This is a genomic window from Kribbella pratensis (assembly GCF_004365355.1).
GTDB lineage: Bacteria > Actinomycetota > Actinomycetes > Propionibacteriales > Kribbellaceae > Kribbella.
Window position 1 is genome coordinate 2,709,305 of sequence record NZ_SODP01000001.1, and the last position, 15,501, is coordinate 2,724,805.

15 protein-coding genes are annotated in these 15,501 nt (G+C 68.2%); 5 read left to right on the forward strand and 10 right to left on the reverse strand.

What is annotated here, in order from left to right:
* Positions 1–8: 8 nt before the first annotated feature.
* The 3 genes from EV653_RS12810 to EV653_RS12820 form a co-directional block, all read right to left on the reverse strand.
* Positions 9–1,373 carry an ABC transporter permease gene (locus EV653_RS12810; RefSeq protein ID WP_134101996.1) on the reverse strand — a complete coding sequence of 455 codons (1,365 nt, stop codon included), beginning with the start codon at positions 1,371–1,373 and terminating at the stop codon, positions 9–11.
* Positions 1,373–2,311 (reverse strand): ABC transporter ATP-binding protein, encoded by a 939-nt coding sequence (locus tag EV653_RS12815; protein ID WP_134101999.1) that lies wholly within the window; start codon positions 2,309–2,311, stop codon positions 1,373–1,375. The genes EV653_RS12810 and EV653_RS12815 overlap by 1 nt, the downstream gene beginning before the upstream one ends.
* 144 nt (positions 2,312–2,455) lie before the next feature.
* The gene (locus EV653_RS12820; protein WP_134102003.1) at positions 2,456–3,472 is read right to left on the reverse strand and encodes a ferritin-like domain-containing protein; all 1,017 of its coding nucleotides are present in this window, start codon (positions 3,470–3,472) and stop codon (positions 2,456–2,458) included.
* 93 nt (positions 3,473–3,565) lie between these two features.
* Between EV653_RS12820 and EV653_RS12825 the strand changes: the two genes are divergently transcribed.
* A complete protein-coding gene (locus EV653_RS12825; RefSeq protein WP_238159695.1) occupies positions 3,566–3,988 on the forward strand; it encodes a cupin domain-containing protein in 423 nt (140 codons plus the stop codon).
* Here the strand turns inward: EV653_RS12825 and EV653_RS12830 are convergent.
* From EV653_RS12830 to EV653_RS12840, 3 genes are all read right to left on the reverse strand, one after another.
* Positions 3,985–5,769 (reverse strand): ABC transporter ATP-binding protein, encoded by a 1,785-nt coding sequence (locus EV653_RS12830; protein WP_134102008.1) that lies wholly within the window; start codon positions 5,767–5,769, stop codon positions 3,985–3,987. The genes EV653_RS12825 and EV653_RS12830 overlap by 4 nt on opposite strands.
* Positions 5,762–7,513 (reverse strand): ABC transporter ATP-binding protein, encoded by a 1,752-nt coding sequence (locus tag EV653_RS12835; RefSeq protein ID WP_238159696.1) that lies wholly within the window; start codon positions 7,511–7,513, stop codon positions 5,762–5,764. The genes EV653_RS12830 and EV653_RS12835 overlap by 8 nt, the downstream gene beginning before the upstream one ends.
* 126 nt (positions 7,514–7,639) lie before the next feature.
* A complete protein-coding gene (locus tag EV653_RS12840) occupies positions 7,640–8,692 on the reverse strand; it encodes a M4 family metallopeptidase (protein WP_134102014.1) in 1,053 nt (350 codons plus the stop codon).
* 135 nt (positions 8,693–8,827) lie between these two features.
* On the opposite strand from EV653_RS12840, the gene EV653_RS12845 reads away from it, so the two are divergent.
* From EV653_RS12845 to EV653_RS12855, 3 genes are read left to right on the forward strand one after another with little or no spacing between them, the layout of a single operon-like run.
* Entirely contained in the window at positions 8,828–11,404 is a 2,577-nt protein-coding gene (locus EV653_RS12845) for a LuxR C-terminal-related transcriptional regulator (RefSeq protein ID WP_134102017.1), read from the forward strand.
* Between the two features lie 54 nt (positions 11,405–11,458).
* Positions 11,459–11,698, forward strand: a complete 240-nt coding sequence (locus EV653_RS12850; RefSeq protein ID WP_134102019.1) for a hypothetical protein — start codon at positions 11,459–11,461, stop codon at positions 11,696–11,698.
* Positions 11,695–12,426: a DUF4386 domain-containing protein gene (locus EV653_RS12855; protein ID WP_134102021.1), complete on the forward strand. Its 732-nt coding sequence runs from the start codon at positions 11,695–11,697 to the stop codon at positions 12,424–12,426. The genes EV653_RS12850 and EV653_RS12855 overlap by 4 nt, the downstream gene beginning before the upstream one ends.
* Here EV653_RS12855 and EV653_RS12860 read toward each other — a convergent pair.
* A complete protein-coding gene (locus EV653_RS12860; protein ID WP_134102024.1) occupies positions 12,416–12,874 on the reverse strand; it encodes a nuclear transport factor 2 family protein in 459 nt (152 codons plus the stop codon). The two genes, EV653_RS12855 and EV653_RS12860, sit on opposite strands and share 11 nt — an antisense overlap.
* A 53-nt stretch (positions 12,875–12,927) precedes the next feature.
* Between EV653_RS12860 and EV653_RS12865 the strand changes: the two genes are divergently transcribed.
* Positions 12,928–13,437: a winged helix-turn-helix transcriptional regulator gene (locus EV653_RS12865; RefSeq protein WP_134102027.1), complete on the forward strand. Its 510-nt coding sequence runs from the start codon at positions 12,928–12,930 to the stop codon at positions 13,435–13,437.
* Here the strand turns inward: EV653_RS12865 and EV653_RS12870 are convergent.
* The 3 genes from EV653_RS12870 to EV653_RS12880 all read right to left on the reverse strand — a co-directional run bounded on the left by EV653_RS12870 (position 13,414) and on the right by EV653_RS12880 (position 15,455).
* A complete protein-coding gene (locus EV653_RS12870) occupies positions 13,414–13,818 on the reverse strand; it encodes a hypothetical protein (protein WP_134102031.1) in 405 nt (134 codons plus the stop codon). The genes EV653_RS12865 and EV653_RS12870 overlap by 24 nt on opposite strands.
* Before the next feature lie 19 nt (positions 13,819–13,837).
* Entirely contained in the window at positions 13,838–14,194 is a 357-nt protein-coding gene (locus EV653_RS12875) for a VOC family protein (RefSeq protein ID WP_134102034.1), read from the reverse strand.
* Positions 14,195–14,258: 64 nt separating this feature from the next.
* Positions 14,259–15,455 (reverse strand): ROK family transcriptional regulator, encoded by a 1,197-nt coding sequence (locus EV653_RS12880; protein WP_134102037.1) that lies wholly within the window; start codon positions 15,453–15,455, stop codon positions 14,259–14,261.
* Positions 15,456–15,501 lie beyond the last annotated feature (46 nt).

Genomic DNA, 15,501 nt, shown 5'->3' on the forward strand with positions numbered 1-15,501 from the left:
GGTTGGCCTTACTTGGCAGGTAGCAGTTCGATGTTGCCGTCGAACTGCCACAGTGGGTTCGGTTCGTCCCCGGACGGGGTCCGGACCAGGAAGAAGCCGTTCACTTCTTTCGGTCCGTCCCCGTCGGACACGTACCGACCGAGTGGGTTGATGTCGAGCTGGTAGATCGCCGAGCCGGCGACCTCCACCCCTGGGATGTGCCAGCTGATGACGCACCGCCAGTCGTTGCCAGGCCCCTTCGCGGCAACCTGGTCCCCGCCCTTGGTGCATTCCGCGGCGCTCTGCAGTTGCTCCTCGGTGACATCGGCCCGATTGAGCTGCTTGGTCTGCAGGCGGTAGAGATGCGCGAATTCGGTCGCGACGGCCTTCTGCACCTTGTCCTGGTCGATGCCCGAACCGACGCCGCTCACCGGAGCGATGACCGCGGTGCTGACCACGAGCAATCCGACGAGGGGCAGCAGGCCGGCCGTCAACGCCCGGCGGCCGGAGCCGTCGTTCGTCGGGTTCGTGAAGTCACGGCGTACGAAGAGGAAGTAAGCGAGGCCAGTGGCGACGATCGTCCAGACCAGGCTGACCGCGACGCCGATCAGCAACGGCCCGCGCTGTGCCGGGCTCGTGAAGAGGCCGTTCCAGCTGATGAAGGCGTAGCCGGGAAGGGCGAGGCGGAACGCGACCGGGACCGGGAGTTGCTGCACGATCTGCATCGCCAGCGCAACCACTGCCGGGAGAAGCAGGCCCATCGGCGACCGGCCGAGTGCGACCGAGCCGAGCAGGCCGATAGCGGCCAGGGCCAGGGTCGGAGCAAGTGCACACAGCCAGGCGAGCAGGACCGCCCCGGCCGCGTGGCCCGGCGAGAGCAGATGTCCGTCGAGTCCGATCAGCTCGCGGTTGCCGACAACCAGCAGGCCGCTGACCGTGCTGGAGACAACCAGTCCGATCACCAGCACGAGGATGATGCTCAGACTGGCCAGTGCCTTCGAGACGAAGATCCGGCGCGGCGAGCGCACCGCGACCAGCAGGTGCCGCCAGGTGCCGAGGCGGTCCTCGGACGCGAACACGTCACCGGCGACCAGCGACGTGAGCAGCGGCAGCGCCCACGATCCCGAGAAGCCGAGCAGGACCAGTGGACCGGCCCAGCCGGTCGCATGCATCATCCGGCCGAACAGAGTGTCGACCGGGAGCGAGGCCTGCTGGCTGATGATCGCGACGAAAGCCGCGGGGGCGAGCCAGCACGCGATGATCAGGACCCGGACGCGCCACTGCGAGAGCAGTTTGACGAGTTCGAAGCGATACCCGCGGGAAACCGGGACCTTGCGGACCACAAGCGTGCCGGCAGTGACGGCACTGGTGTCGGTGGCGGCGGTAGCCGTCATCAGTTGTTCTCCTGCTGCTCGGTGAGGGCGAGGAAGGCTGCTTCGAGGGGCGATACGACCGGCGCGAGTTCGCGGACGGCGATCTCTTCCTCGACGAGCCGCTTCACGAATTCGTCCAGCGCCGGGATCGTCGCCGAGATCACCAGCAACTCGACTCCGTCCTTGACGGTGTCTTCGTCGCGCAGCCGGATCCCGTTCGTCTGGCGGGCGATCCGGCGGGCGGCCGCCGGGTTCGAGGTGAGAACCCGGTAGTCGAGCTCGCTGTCCTCCGAGGCCAGCTTGCTGATCGGTCCCGAGAACGCGACCCGTCCGGCCGACAGGATCGTCACCTCGGAGCAGAGCTGCTCGACGTCGTCCATCCGGTGACTCGAGAGCATCACCGCCGTACCGTCCGCGGCCAGGCGGGTGAGTACGCCGTACACGTGCTTCTTGCCGGCCGGGTCGAGGCCGTTGGACGGCTCGTCGAGAATCAGCAGCCTGGGCTTGGTGAGGAGCGCGGCCGCCAGGCCGAGGCGCTGGCGCATGCCGAGCGAGAAGCCGCGGACGCGGTCGTCGGCGACATCGGTGAGGCCGACCTGGGCGATGGCCTCGTCGATGTTCATCGTCTGCGTCTCGTCACCGCGCAGCGCGGCCAGGGCCGCGAGGTTCTGTCTGGCGGTCATCGACGGGTACAGGCCGGGACCGTCGACGAAGCCGGCGACCCCTACCGGTACAGCGAGGGCTCGGCCGACCGGCGTACCGAGGATTTCGAGCGTGCCGCGGTCGGCGACGGCGAGTCCGAGCAGCAGGCCGAGGAGCGTGGTCTTGCCGGCGCCGTTCGGTCCGACGATGCCGTGGATCTGGCCTGGTGCGACGTCGAGGTCGACGCCGTCGAGCGCGACGACCTCACCGAAGTACTTGGTGATTCCGCGAGCACGGACAGCGGGCGGTGTGTCCATGGTGAATACATTAGTAACCGATGTACGGCGAGGTGAAGACCGAGCGTTAACAAATGGCGAACTGGAAGCGGCTCTTTCGGCCAAACGTCTCAGCGGCTTCTCAGTTGCCCTCTCGGCGGCCCTCTCAGGGGCCTTCCAGCGGCCCTAGCGTCGTCGCTCCGGATCAATGTAGAGGAACGTCGGGCCAGCCACCGTGTCGTCGTCCTCGCTCAGCTGCATGAGCTTGAGCGCCCCGGCCCTCAGGCCGTACATCGCCCGGACAGAGTCGCGGATCAGGGCCGGCTCACCGGTGAACGCCTGCTCGAGGACGTACAGCAGCGTGCAGTACGAGTCGTCGAACTCCTCCTGCGCGGCGCGGATCTGCGCGTTGTCCGATCGGTGCGGGCTCGGCTGCATCGGGGATACTCCGGCGAGGTCCAGCGCGACCGGCTCGCCGGTCGGACCGGACTGCGGGGTGTCGCCGCGCCGGTAGCGCCGGCCGAGCTCGAGCTCCTTGAACCGGAAGTAGTGCGCGACCTCGTCGCGGTCCGGGTGGAAGATGTCGTGGTCGCCGTCCCAGACCTCGCCGCGCGACGTGCCCTCCCCCTGCTCGACGATCTCGTCCAGTGCGGCCAACGCCGACGCGAGATCGGTGACGGGCTGCACTGTGCCGCCGGTGTGATGGAACGCTCCCACCGTCACCTGACGCGCCGGGTCGCCGGAGAACACCTTCTCCTCGCCGAGCGTCTCGCAGAGGTACCGCAGACCTTCCTCGATCGCGTCGTAGAACTGCGCAATCGTCTCGTAGTGATCGCTCTGCGCCGCTGAGCCCGGCGCTTCGGGCTTCTCGAGCCGCAGGAACATCTCCAGCGCCTCGGGACCGAACGGCAACAGCGACAGCTCGACCTGACCGTGCGGAAGCCGGCGCGGGTACCCGGGCAGCATGCCCGGATAGTCCAGCCGCGGTTCGCCGCCGACGGCGTTCAACAGGTTGGCCGTCAGCGAGAGGTGGATCATCTCCTCGACGAACACGCTGCTCACCAGCTCGACCGCATCCGGGTTCCGCGCCGGGTCCAGGGAATAGAGCGCACACAGGTACGGCGGGAGTGTGGCGTGCTCTAGCTCGATCGCCCACTGCAGGTGCTGATGAAGGTCGTCAACGGTCTCGATGCGCTGGCTCATACCCGTTAAGACAGAGCAGCCCCCTGCCGTGTGACCGTCACACACCACCACGCTGACCGGTCTTTCCTGCAGAGATCCACTACCGACTGGAAGGTGACCTTCGATGACCGATACGACCGAGCAGCGGTCCACGACCTGGCAGAACGCGTTCACGATGTTGCAGGAGATCGAGCCGCCGTTCGTCCCCGAGGGCTTTCATGCGATGACGGTGGTGATCGACTATGCCGCGGCGATCCGGGTGCGCCGCCGCACCGGCACTCCGGGCCGGCGTTCGGGTACGTCGTCGAAGGCGAGATGTTGTTCGAGCTGGAGGGTGAGGCGCCGCGGGTGATCAAGGCGGGTGAGGCGTTCTGGGAGCCGGGTGGTGACGTGATCCACTACAGCGACGGCAACAACCGGTCCGACATCCCGCTGAAGTTCACCGTGACGATGCTGTGCGCGCCGGACGGGCAGATGATCACGCTGGTCGGTGAGGACGAGCTGGCTGAGCGTGCGGATCGGCGGGTGCGGGCCTAGCGGTAGGCGCGGGCCTGGAGTTCGAAGAGTTCGGCGTACCGCCCGCCCGCTGCGAGCAGGTCGGGGTGAGTGCCGAACTCTTCGACCCGGCCGTCGTGCATGACGACGATCAGGTCGGCCATCCGGACGGTCGAGAACCGGTGTGAGACCAGGACCGTGATCCCGCCGGTCTCAGCCGCGGCGACCTTCGCTGCCTCGGCGTACTGCTCGTAGAGCCGGTGTTCGGCCTCCGGGTCGAGCGCTGCGGTCGGCTCATCGAGCAGCAACAGCAGCGGGCGTTCGCGCATGAACGCACGGGCCAGCGCGAGCCGCTGCCACTGGCCGCCGGACAGCTCGACGCCGTCGGTGAACTTCTTGCCCAGTTGAGAGTCCAGACCGTGCGGCAACCCGGCGATCACCGACTCCGCATCTCCGCGCGCGATCGCGGTGTGGACTGCGTCCTCGTCGCCGGCCCGCGCCACGTCACCGATCGCGACGACCTCGCGCGCGGTCAGCTCGAACTTCACCAAGTCCTGGAAGCCGGCCGAGAGCTGCGATCGCCACTCGTCCGGCTGGATCGTCGCGAGGTCCACGCCGTCGATCCGAATGCTTCCGGTCGTCGGGTCGTACATCCGCGCGAGCAGCTTGACCAGGGTCGTCTTCCCGGCGCCGTTCTCCCCCACCAGCGCGACCGCCGCACCGGCCGGCAGCGTGAGGCTGATGCCGCTGAGCACAGCGGATTCCGAGCCAGGGTAGGAGAATCCGACGTCTCGCAGCTCGATCCCCGAGGTGAGACGCTCCGGGGCCGGGGTCGCGCTGGAGCGCCACGAGTTCTGCTTCGCGTACTCGCGCAGCCAGTCGTAGCGGCTGAAGCTGCGCACGACCTCGCCCACCCAGTACACGTTCTGGGCGATGCCGCCGGTCATCTGATCGACCTGCGGCGCGAGCAGCAGCACCAGTACGACGTCGCCCGCGGTGGCCTGCCCGTCCCGGGCCAGTGCGATCACCCAGACGATCGCGGCGGCGTACGCGAGGCCGAACACGAGCCGCACCGAGCCGTCGACCTTCCCGCCCCAACGCGCAGCGGCAACGCGGCGCTCGAACCGCTCGGTCTGCAGCGCGAAGATCCTGTCGAGCAAGACCTTCCCGAGTCCGAACACCCGCAGCTCGAGACCGGTCCGCGGATCCTTCGCCACCTCGATCAGCCGGTCGACCAGGCGCTCCTGCGGCAGCGAGTCCTCCCACGCCTTCTGCTGCCGAGTGCTGCTCAGGTACGCCGACCAGATGCGCGCGCCACCCAGCAACGGGAGAATCAGCAACAGCGGATGCACGGACCCGAGCAGCGCGAGGACCGTCACGGTGTTCGTCACCGTGGCGAAGGCCCACAACAGCACCTCTGCGCCGACGCCCATCCGCCAGGCACGTTCACGCACCAGCTCGAGCCGGTCGGCGACATCTGGCCGCTCGTGGTGGGACAGCCCGGGGATCCCAGCCGTCACGTCCAGCAGGTCCGCGTGCACGCGACCGGCCATCCGCTCCTGCGCGGTGTCCTGCAACGGCCATCCCAGTCCGTCGGCGACGAACGAGATGGCGAGGCAGCCGACGATGATCGCGATGCCGAGAGCGATCGTGCTCGACTGGTCCGACGCGATCCCGTCGACGAGCCGGCTCACGCCGTACGTCTGGATCGGTGCGGTGATGGCGCGGGCCGCGACGAGTACGGCCGAGATCGTCATCAGCCCGGGCGCCGCGCGGAACGACGTACCCAGCCAGAGGGCGAGGATGCGGAACGTCTTAGGCATCGACAGCCTCCGGTCCGGTCACGTAACGCTCGGCCTGCAGGCGGAACATCGCGGCGTACTCGCCGTCCTCGGCCAGCAGCTCCTCGTGCGTTCCGTCCTCGACGATGCGTCCGTCCGAGAGCACACAGATCCGGTTGGCGTTGCGCACGACCGAGAACCGGTGCGAGATGATCAGCGACGCCACGCCGGAGGTCAGCTCGAGATACCGCTCGACCAACTCGGCCTCGGCCCGTACGTCGAGGGCCGCGGCCGGCTCGTCCAGCACCAGCACGCCCGCGCCGGCATGGACGGCGAACAATGCCCGGGCCAACGCGACCCGCTGCCACTCCCCACCGGACAGGTCGACGCCACCGTCGAACGTCTTGTCCAGCACGGTGTCCCACCCCTTCGGCAGACCCCGCACGACAGCGTCGATCCCGGACTCGCGGGCGACCCTGGCCAGCGTCAGCTCGTCCCCTGCACGCTCGACCGCACCGAACACGACGTTGTCCGTGACCGACAGCGGGAACCGCAGGAAGTCCTGCACGATCGCCGCGACCCGGCGCTGCCAAGCCGCCAGATCGAGCTCCGCGAGATCGACACCGTCTACCAGGATCCGCCCGCTCGTCGGCTTGTACCCGCCGCCGAGCAGCTTCACCAAGGTGGACTTGCCGGCGCCGTTGATGCCGACGAGCGCGAGCGCCTCGTGCGCGTGCAGCGTGAGGTCGAGGCCACGCAGTACGTCGACCTCCGACCCGGGATAGCGGAAGCTGACGTTCTCGAAACGGATCTCCCGAGCCGGCATCGTCTCGATGCGGTGCTGGAGGTCCGCGACCGGCTCCGGGTGCCGCTCGGCGATCGTCTGCGGCAGGTCCCGCATCGCGCGGTACGCCGAGAGTCCGCGGCGGACCTGCACCACGCCGTACCCGTTGTTGGACTGTCCGATCGCGAGGATCGCGGGCAGGGTGGTCGCGACCTGGGTGAGCGGCAACGAGCCGTTCAGCGCCGCGCGGCCGACGGCGACGATCGCGATGCCGTTGGCGATCAGGTGCACGCCGCCGATCAGGATCGAGAACTTCACGTTCTGGCGGCGACGGGCCCAGACCGGGCGGTAGCCGGCCGTCCAGTCGGAGACATACCGCTCGACCAGCCAGTTGTGCAGACCGAAGACCCGCAGCTCCTTCGGGGCGTCGCGCATGCCGAGGTTGAACAGGTAGCTCGCGCGGCGCTGCTCCTCGGTGTTGCCCCACCAGGTGTCGATCTCACGCTCGACCAGACGTCCGCCGTACCACTCCAGGATCAGCGTCATCGCGACCAGCATGGCCGCGACCCACCAGGCGAACATCGCGCCGACGATCACCGCGGAGCCGATCAGCGTGATCCGGCTGGCGAGCAGGTACGGCAACTGGCTCATGCCTTGGGCGAGGTGGAATCCGCCCTTGCCCTTTGCACGCTCCTGCACATCCAGGACCTCGGCGTCCTCGAGGTGCTGCACGCGACGCGGGCGGAGCAGCGGCTCGGTGATGCCGGTGCCGATCGCGCGGACCATGCCGGCATCCATCGTCAGCGAGGCGACCTGCTGCAGCGCCGGCGTCAGGCTGTCGATGACGAAGACCGCCAGCAGCCCGCCGAGCAGCCAGCTGAACTCTTCGAGCGACATCGCATCGGCGCGTCCGTCGATCACACCCGGAACCGCCCCGACGACCCGCCCGGTCAGCAACGTGACCGCCATCCCCAGCAGCGAACCGAGGACAGCCAGACCCATCGTCAGAAGGGTGCTTCCAGGTGCAACACGAACGCCGTAGCGAAGCAGAGTCAGCACCCGACCGACCGTAACCGGCCCCGCCGACAAAAGCATCCGGGTTTCCGGCCGGGCCCGCAATCGGAGGGATCAGAGGATGCCGCGGTCCGCGAACGCCTTCTGGACGACGGCCGCCTGCGATGCGCCGTACAGGGCTCGTGCGGTCGCGACCGTCTGCTGGGCCGCCGCCGCGAAGCTGGTGCCCGGCGCGAATCCGAACTGCGCGTCGATAATGATCCGGTCAGCCACCGCCGGGCCGAGAGCGGTCCGGATCTGGAACAGCGCCTGGGACCAGATCTCGCCGTCCGCGTGCACCTCACCGACCACATCCGCCGGGTAGTGCTTGCCGGCGTCGAGGCGGCGCAGGCAGTGCGGGACGATCGACGTGTACGAAACCGAGTCCCAGTCGGCCACGCACGCCAGCGGCTCCTTGACCGGTACGCCGTACTGCTTGGCGACCCAGTCGCCGACGGTCACCGCGAAGTAGTCGCCGAACGCCTCACCGATCGAGCCGGCCTCCAGGGTCGACCCGAAGCCCGGGACCTGTGCGTCGTGCACGGCGTGACCGGTCTCGTGGACGATCACCTCGCCGTCCTCGGCGTCGTCCACACCGCCCTTGCCCAGGGTGATGGTGTCGTGATCGTCGCGGGAGAACGAGTTGTCCAGGCCGTACTGGTCGACCTTGTAGTCCTGGCTTTCGGCGTTCACGGGCGGCAGGTCCCGCCCGAAGCCGAGCGACTGCAGGTACTTCTGCGCCTGGGTTCCCCAGAAGTAGGCCATCACCTGCTCGAACTGGTCGTCGTGGCGGTTGTAGAAGTACGTGCCGTTGGTCGTGTACGCCGGAGTGCCGGTGGCACTGCGGACGTTCGCCCACGTGCCGCGCAGGTAGCCCGACCCGTCCAGGTCGGTCAGGGTCACCTGGTAGTAGTCCCCGCGCGGGACCGCGGTCGCGGAGTCCTTCTGGTCCGTGAGCGACTCGTCGCCGCTGGACTGCACCGGGTTCGGGATGAAGACCAGTGCCTTCGCGGTGGTGCCGCCGGCCGGCTGCTTCGCGTCGGCGGCGGGCGCGGCCACCCCGGCAACCAGTGTCAGCACAGCTGCCGAGGTCAAGGCAACACATGAACTCCAGGACTTCGACGCCATGGCCCGCTCCGGATCGACTCGCAGGGAATTTGCTCCCACACGGTAGATCGCGGTCCGCGCCGGGGGAAGATGTCGTCGGCCGACGACAATCGCGGGCTTACTCTCGTCCCAGGACGTCGTACCGGAGGGGGTGTGATGGCCGGCCTTCTCGTCGAGACCAAGCTTTTCCGGCCGCGGACCCGGCCGGGTCTGGTGGACCGGCCACGGCTTGACGAGCGGCTGCTGCGCAAGGACGGCACCGGGCTGACCCTGGTGTCCGCTCCGGCCGGCTTCGGCAAGACGACGTTGGTATCGGAGTGGGCCTCTGACGGCGCGGCGTGGGTATCGCTGGAGGAGAGCGATCAGGACCCGGTCGCCTTCTGGACGTACGTTCTGACCGCGCTCGATCGCGCAGCACCGGGGGTCGCCGACGACGCACTGACGGTGTTGCAGTCGGGTCCCGCGCCGATCGAGACCATCCTCGCGAGCGTTCTCAACGAGCTCAGCGTTCTGCCGGGCGAGATCGATCTGGTCCTCGACGACTATCACCTCGCCGACAGCCTCGAGATCAGCCGGGGCATGACCTATCTGCTCGATCATCTGCCGCCTCAGCTGCACCTGCTGATCAGCACCCGGGCCGACCCTGCCCTCCCCTTGGCGCGCCTGCGTGCCCGGGGCGAGCTCGTCGAAGTACGGGCCGCCGATCTGCGCTTCACGCTCGAAGAGGTGAGCAGCTACTTCACCGGGATGGGGCTCGACGCCGACGCGATCGCGACGCTCGAGGAACGCACCGAAGGCTGGATCGCCGCTCTCGGACTGGCGGCACTGTCGTTGCGCGGTCGCAGCGACGCGACCGGGTTCATCAACGACTTCGCCGGCGACGACCGGTACATCGTCGACTACCTCGTCGACGAGGTGCTCGATCGTGAACCGGCGCAGGTACGCCGGTTCCTGCTCGAGACCAGCATCGTGGATCGACTGACCGGTTCGTTGTGCGATGCCGTCACCGGACAGCCCGGTGGCAGAGCGATGCTCGAATCGCTCGAGCGCCAGAACCTGTTCGTCGTACCGCTTGACGATCGCCGGCAGTGGTACCGGTATCACCACCTCTTCGCCGACGTCCTACGAGCACGTCTACTCGCCGAGCGCGGCGACATTACAGACCTGCATCGACGCGCAGCCAAGTGGTACGACGATGCCGGCGACACCGTCGCAGCCGTGCACCATGCCGTCGCGGCCGGAGACGTCGACCATGCCGCGGACCTGGTCGAGCTCGCTGTCCCTGCGCTCAGGCGGGACCGGCAGGAGGCGACGATCCGGCGCTGGCTCGACGACATCCCCGAGGACGTCGTACGGCGGAGGCCGGTGCTCGCGATCGGATTCGTCGGAGCGTTGATGGCAAGCAACGAGTTCCCAGGAGTCGAGCAACGGCTGCAGGACATCGAGCGGCAACTGGCCGGGCCTGCCGACGAACTCGTCGTCGTTGATCGCTCGGAGCTCGAGCGCCTGCCGAGCGCCATCGAGACGTACCGGGCCGCGCTCGACCTCATAGCGGGCCATCCACCCGGCACGATCGAGCACGCCGCGGTCGCGCTCGATCTCGCCATCCCCGGCGACGACCTCACGATCGCCGCCGCGTCGGCGCTGTCTGCTCTCGCGTCCTGGGCCGGTGGGGATATCGAGTCCGCGCATCGCGGGTACGCCGCGGCCGCCGCCGGGCTCGAACGCGCCGGCCACATCTCCGACGTCCTCGGTTGCTCCGTCACGCTGGCCGACCTCGAGATGACCCAGGGCCGGCTCCGTCAGGCGGAGGCGACGCTGGAACGAGCTCTTTCCCTCGCCGGTGACGGCATACGCGGCGCATCCGACATGTACGTCGGACTGAGCCGGATCGCCTGGGAGCGCAACGATCTCGATGCGGCCACCGACTACCTGCGCCGCGCCGAGGAGCTGGGCGCGGCGTCCGACCTCCCGCAGAACCCGTACCGCTGGCGACTCGCGATGGCCCGCATCCGCGAGGCCGAAGGCCATCTCGACAGCGCACTCAACCTGTTGGACGCCGCGATCACGGTGTACGTCGGCGACTTCTCCCCCAACGTCCGCCCGCTGACCGCCGTACGAGCACGACTGCTGATCAGGCAAGGCGACCTGTCCGCGGCGCAGGAGTGGGCAGACAGCGTGCCTGACGAGTTGTCGTATCTGCACGAGTACGAGCACATCACCGCGGCCCGGCTCATGATGGCTCAGCGCAAGGACGCCGTACCGCTACTCGAAAGGCTGCGAGCGGCCGCGGAGGACCGGACCGGCAGCCTGATCGAGATCCTCGTCCTTCAGGCCCTCGCCGGCCGCGATCCGGCGGCTCTGGAACGAGCACTGACGCTGGCCGAACCGGAAGGTTACGTCCGGGTCTTCGTCGCCGAAGGTGAGCCCATGCTGACGATGCTTCAGCGGCTCCGACCCGCATCGGCGTACGTACGAAGGCTCCTCGACGCTGCCCGGCAGCCCACACGCGTCAGCACTCCGCAGACTCTGCTCGACCCGCTCAGCGATCGCGAGCTCGACGTACTGCGGTTGCTCACGAGCGAGCTCGACGGACCTTCGATCGCACGCGAGCTCGTGGTGTCGCTCAACACCGTGCGTACGCACACCAAACACATCTACACCAAGCTCGGCGTGAACAACCGGCGCGCAGCGATAAGGCGAGCCCATCAGCTCGGTCTCCTCACCCGCTGAAGATCACCACATGATGTGATGCGCCCTCACCAGGCCCGCTCCTAACTTGCAGGCATGAACCACGAATCAGCCTGGTACGAAATCCGCCTCCACGGGCGTCTCGATCCCCGGTGGGCCGCGTGGTTCGACGGTATGACGCTGCGCACCCACGCCGACGGCACCACCGTCCTCCACGGCCCCCTGGCCGATCAGGCAGCCCTGCACGGCCTGCTGCAACGACTCCGCGACCTCGGTCTGCCCTTGCTGTCCGTCGACCGGGTCGACCTCGATCAACCGCAAAGGAAACAGTCATGACCATCACCGCACCAGCCGCGACCGCCCCCGTCAGCACCGTCACCACCGATCCGGACCGCGGCCACGCCCGCGCCGCCGGGATCTTCTACCTGGTGACGTTCGCCGCCTCGTTTCCCGCACTGTTCCTCATCGGGCCGGTACTGAACGATCACAACTACATCCTCGGGGCCGGGCAGGACACCCGTGTGCTGTGGGGATGTCTCCTCGACTTCGTCAACGCCCTGGCGGGCATCGGCAGCGCCGTCGCCCTGTTCCCGGTCATGAAGCGGCACAAGGAGTCGCTGGCCCTCGGCTTCGTCACGTCCCGCACGGTCGAGGCCGCCGTGATCATGATCGGTGTCGTCAGCCTCGTCGCCGTCGTCACGCTCCGACAGGACCTCGCCGGTGCTCAGGGGACGGACTCCGCGGCCCTCGCCACCGTCGGCCGCGCGCTGGTCGAGGTCCGCAACTGGACCTTCCTCTTCGGCCCTGGCACCATGCCCGCGATCAGCGCGATCCTGCTCGGCACCCTGATGTACCGCTCCCGCCGGGTCCCGCGTTTCATGCCGATCATGGGCCTCATCGGCGCACCGCTGCTGCTCACCGCGAACATCCTGACGGTCCTCGGACACAACACGCAGCTGTCCGCATGGTCGGGGATCGCCACCGTGCCGGTCGCTCTCTGGGAGCTGTCGATCGGCCTCTACCTGACCTTCAAAGGCCTCAAGCCGGACAGTCTCAACCAGTGATCTGCGCGGCGTGCGCCTCGGCGTACCCGGCAGCGGCCAATCGGTCGAGGGTCTTCTCCAGCACGGCGGTGTCCTCGAGCGTCCGCACCTCGGTGATCTTGCCCCACCGGATCCGCAGGAACTGATGAACGACATTCTCGTACGTCGAACCGTCCACGACGCCCACGTGGACGGTGACTGCTGTCGCGACCCTGGTGTTCCAGGGCCAGCCGTTGACGAGCACGTCCCGCACCTCGAAGCGGGTGTTCGGCAGGAGTCGGAAGCATCGCTCCCACCAACTGCGCAGCGCTTCATGGGTCCGGCGTTCGCCGCCCAGCGCGTGGTCCCCGTAGAACCGGTACGTGAACGACGGCGCCATCCCCGCGACCATCGCCTCCCAGTTGCCCGCGCTGATCTGCGCGAACGCGTTCCGCACCTGCCGCGCCACGATCCGGTGGTAAAGGCCCATGCCGTCACCCTAGAGCGAGTGAGTTCAATGACGCAACTGACTACACTCGGGGCATGCGGAACACCAGCTTCGCCTCGATGCACTGCTCGCTCGCCCAGTCCCTGGAGCTGATCGGTGACTGGTGGACGCCGCTGGTACTGCGCGATCTCTACCTGGGCCTGAATCGGTTCGACCAGTTCGTCACGGACCTCGGGATCTCCCGCAACCTTCTCACCGATCGGCTCACGACCCTCGTCGACGGCGGCCTGGTACGACGTACGCCGTACCAGCAGAACCCGGTCCGGTACAGCTACGAGCTGACCCAGGCGGGGCAGGAGCTCGTGCCGATCCTGATCGCGTTGACCGCCTGGGGCGATCGGTGGGCGACTCCCCCGGCCGGCCAGCCGCTCCGGTTCACGCACACGACGTGCGGCAAGGTGACGAGGGCAACGGTGTGCTGCTCGGAGTGCGGCGAGGCGTTGGAGATGGACGACGTCATGCCGTCACCCGGACCGGGCGGCCGGACAGCGCCCGGTACGGCGTTGATCGAGAGCGTGCTGTCAGGACTCCAGGCGAAGGCGTAGCAGCTCGGCGAGAGGCAGCGACTCGCCGTCGCGGGCGCCTTGGCCGACGATCAGCGGTGGGTCGGACGGCGCGACTCGCACGCCGGCGACGCGGGCCTTGAGGCTCGCGGGCACGCCGAGGATGTAGAAGTTGCCCTCGACATCCACGGCGAGCGAGCGGTTGCGGCGCAGGTACCACCCGGTGAGGTCGGTCCGATAGCTCGTGTTCGTCCCGACGACCTGCGCGCGCAAGGGCTCCGGCTCGACGCCCCGTTCCTTCAGCGTCGCGATGAAGTCGGTGAGGAGCTGACGAGCCTGAGCGGTCTCCGAGGCCTTCCGGCGTTCGAGCGCAGCGGCATGCTCGACCGCCGCCTGCCGCCGTTCCTCGCGCCAACTCGTCACGCCCCAACCCTAGGCGATCTCAGTCGACGCAGAGACAGAACGGGTGCCCCGCCGGGTCCAGGAGGACGCGGAACGTCGTCCCGGGCTGGTGCTCGGGCTTGGTCGCCCCCAGCTTCAGCACCTCGGCCTCTGCCTCGTCCAGATCGCGGACCATGACGTCGAGATGCATCTGCTGCGGCACGTCCTGACCCGGCCACGACGGCGCCTTGAAGTTCTCCACCTGCTGGAACGAGATGCAGTTGCTCCCGTCCTCCGGCTTGATGTCGGCCCAGTCGTCGCGGGCCTCGACCTTCCAGCCCAGGATCTCGGCGTAGAACCGCGCCAGGGCCCCGGCGTCGGGGCAATCCATCACAAAGCTCGGGTACATAGCGATCATGGCTCGAACCCTACTGACCATTCCGGACGATCCACGCCCGGAACTCGAACCGTCGGTGCAGAAATCAGCCCTGGGTTCCGACCCGGCCGACGAGGGTCTGCCAGGACCGATCCAGACCGGCGGCAAGACAACCGGCCACCACCGATTCGCGGCCGAGGACGCTGGCCTTCACATCCGGCATCACCGGGGCGAGCCTGTGAAGTTGCTGGGAGACGGCTTCGAGGAAGCCGGGCGCTTGGCCGATACCGCCGCCCAGCACGACCAGCTCGGGATCCACCACAGTGATCACCGTGCACACCGCCTTGGCGACCAGCAGTGCCTCCTCGGCGACGACGGCGGCTGCTACGGCGTCGCCGCGAGCGGCGGCCGCGAACACCTTCTCGGCAGTCGACGCCCCGCGGACGCCGGCCCGCCGTGCTGCTCGCACTACAGCCGCCGCCGACGCCGACGCATCGAAACCGCCACGTTTACGGGCATCCCGCTGATCGCTACCGCTGCCTTCGGTGAACGGCAGGTACCCGATCTCCCCCGCTACTCCGTGCGATCCGTGCCGAAGCTTCCCGTCGAGAACGAGTCCCATACCGATACCGGTACCGACCGAAACGAAGGCGAAGCTGTCGACGTTCCGGCCGTGCCCGTGCACCCGCTCGGCAATCGCGGCGGCGTCCACGTCGTTCTCGATCATCAACGACGTACCGAACCGGTCGCGCAGCGCCGCCAGCGTCGCCGGTGAATCCCAGCCGGACAGTCGTCCCGTCAGTGTCAAGGCATCGAGTCGCGGGTCGTAGACACCGGGACTCCCGAGGACCGTCTGGGTCAGTTGCGTGACGTCGATCCCCGTCTCCGTCGCGAGGGTTGCGGTCAGGTCCGCCAGCTCCTGGATGCGAGCCATCGCGTCGCCGGCCTTGGTCCGCACACTCAGCCGCGCACGCACTGTGCCGGCGAGATCCGAGATCGCCCCGCGCAGGAATTCCCGCCCGACGTCGAGCCCGAGCACGTACCCCGCGTCCGGCCGGACCTCGTACAGGCTCGCCGCCGGTCCTGGTACGCCGGTGCGCTGGCCGGTCACGTGCACCAGACCGGTCCGCTCGAGTGAGCTCAGCGCCGCAGACACGGTCGGTTTCGACAATCCGGTCAGCCCGGCGAGCTCCGTCCGCGAGATCGGTCCGGATCGCCGGATGTGATCGAGCAGTACCTTTTCGTTGATCTCCCGGATCAGCTGCGGGCGTGCCGCGGACGCACCTGGCGCAACAACCGTCACGTCGACCCCCTCGCTGTTAACAACTCGACCACCAACTCGGAGTTAA

Excerpts from the sequence above, each read along its gene's own strand:
- EV653_RS12810 (WP_134101996.1), bottom strand. The coding sequence starts at position 1,373 with ATGACGGCTACCGCCGCCACCGACACCAGTGCCGTCACTGCCGGCACG.
- EV653_RS12865 (WP_134102027.1), top strand. The coding sequence starts at position 12,928 with ATGCGGAACACCAGCTTCGCCTCGATGCACTGCTCGCTCGCCCAGTCC.
- EV653_RS12845 (WP_134102017.1), top strand. The coding sequence starts at position 8,828 with ATGGCCGGCCTTCTCGTCGAGACCAAGCTTTTCCGGCCGCGGACCCGG.
- EV653_RS12830 (WP_134102008.1), bottom strand. The coding sequence starts at position 5,769 with ATGCCTAAGACGTTCCGCATCCTCGCCCTCTGGCTGGGTACGTCGTTC.
- EV653_RS12815 (WP_134101999.1), bottom strand. The coding sequence starts at position 2,311 with ATGGACACACCGCCCGCTGTCCGTGCTCGCGGAATCACCAAGTACTTC.
- EV653_RS12855 (WP_134102021.1), top strand. The coding sequence starts at position 11,695 with ATGACCATCACCGCACCAGCCGCGACCGCCCCCGTCAGCACCGTCACC.
- EV653_RS12840 (WP_134102014.1), bottom strand. The coding sequence starts at position 8,692 with ATGGCGTCGAAGTCCTGGAGTTCATGTGTTGCCTTGACCTCGGCAGCT.
- EV653_RS12875 (WP_134102034.1), bottom strand. The coding sequence starts at position 14,194 with ATGATCGCTATGTACCCGAGCTTTGTGATGGATTGCCCCGACGCCGGG.
- EV653_RS12850 (WP_134102019.1), top strand. The coding sequence starts at position 11,459 with ATGAACCACGAATCAGCCTGGTACGAAATCCGCCTCCACGGGCGTCTC.
- EV653_RS12820 (WP_134102003.1), bottom strand. The coding sequence starts at position 3,472 with ATGAGCCAGCGCATCGAGACCGTTGACGACCTTCATCAGCACCTGCAG.
- EV653_RS12835 (WP_238159696.1), bottom strand. The coding sequence starts at position 7,513 with ATGGGTCTGGCTGTCCTCGGTTCGCTGCTGGGGATGGCGGTCACGTTG.
- EV653_RS12860 (WP_134102024.1), bottom strand. The coding sequence starts at position 12,874 with ATGGGCCTTTACCACCGGATCGTGGCGCGGCAGGTGCGGAACGCGTTC.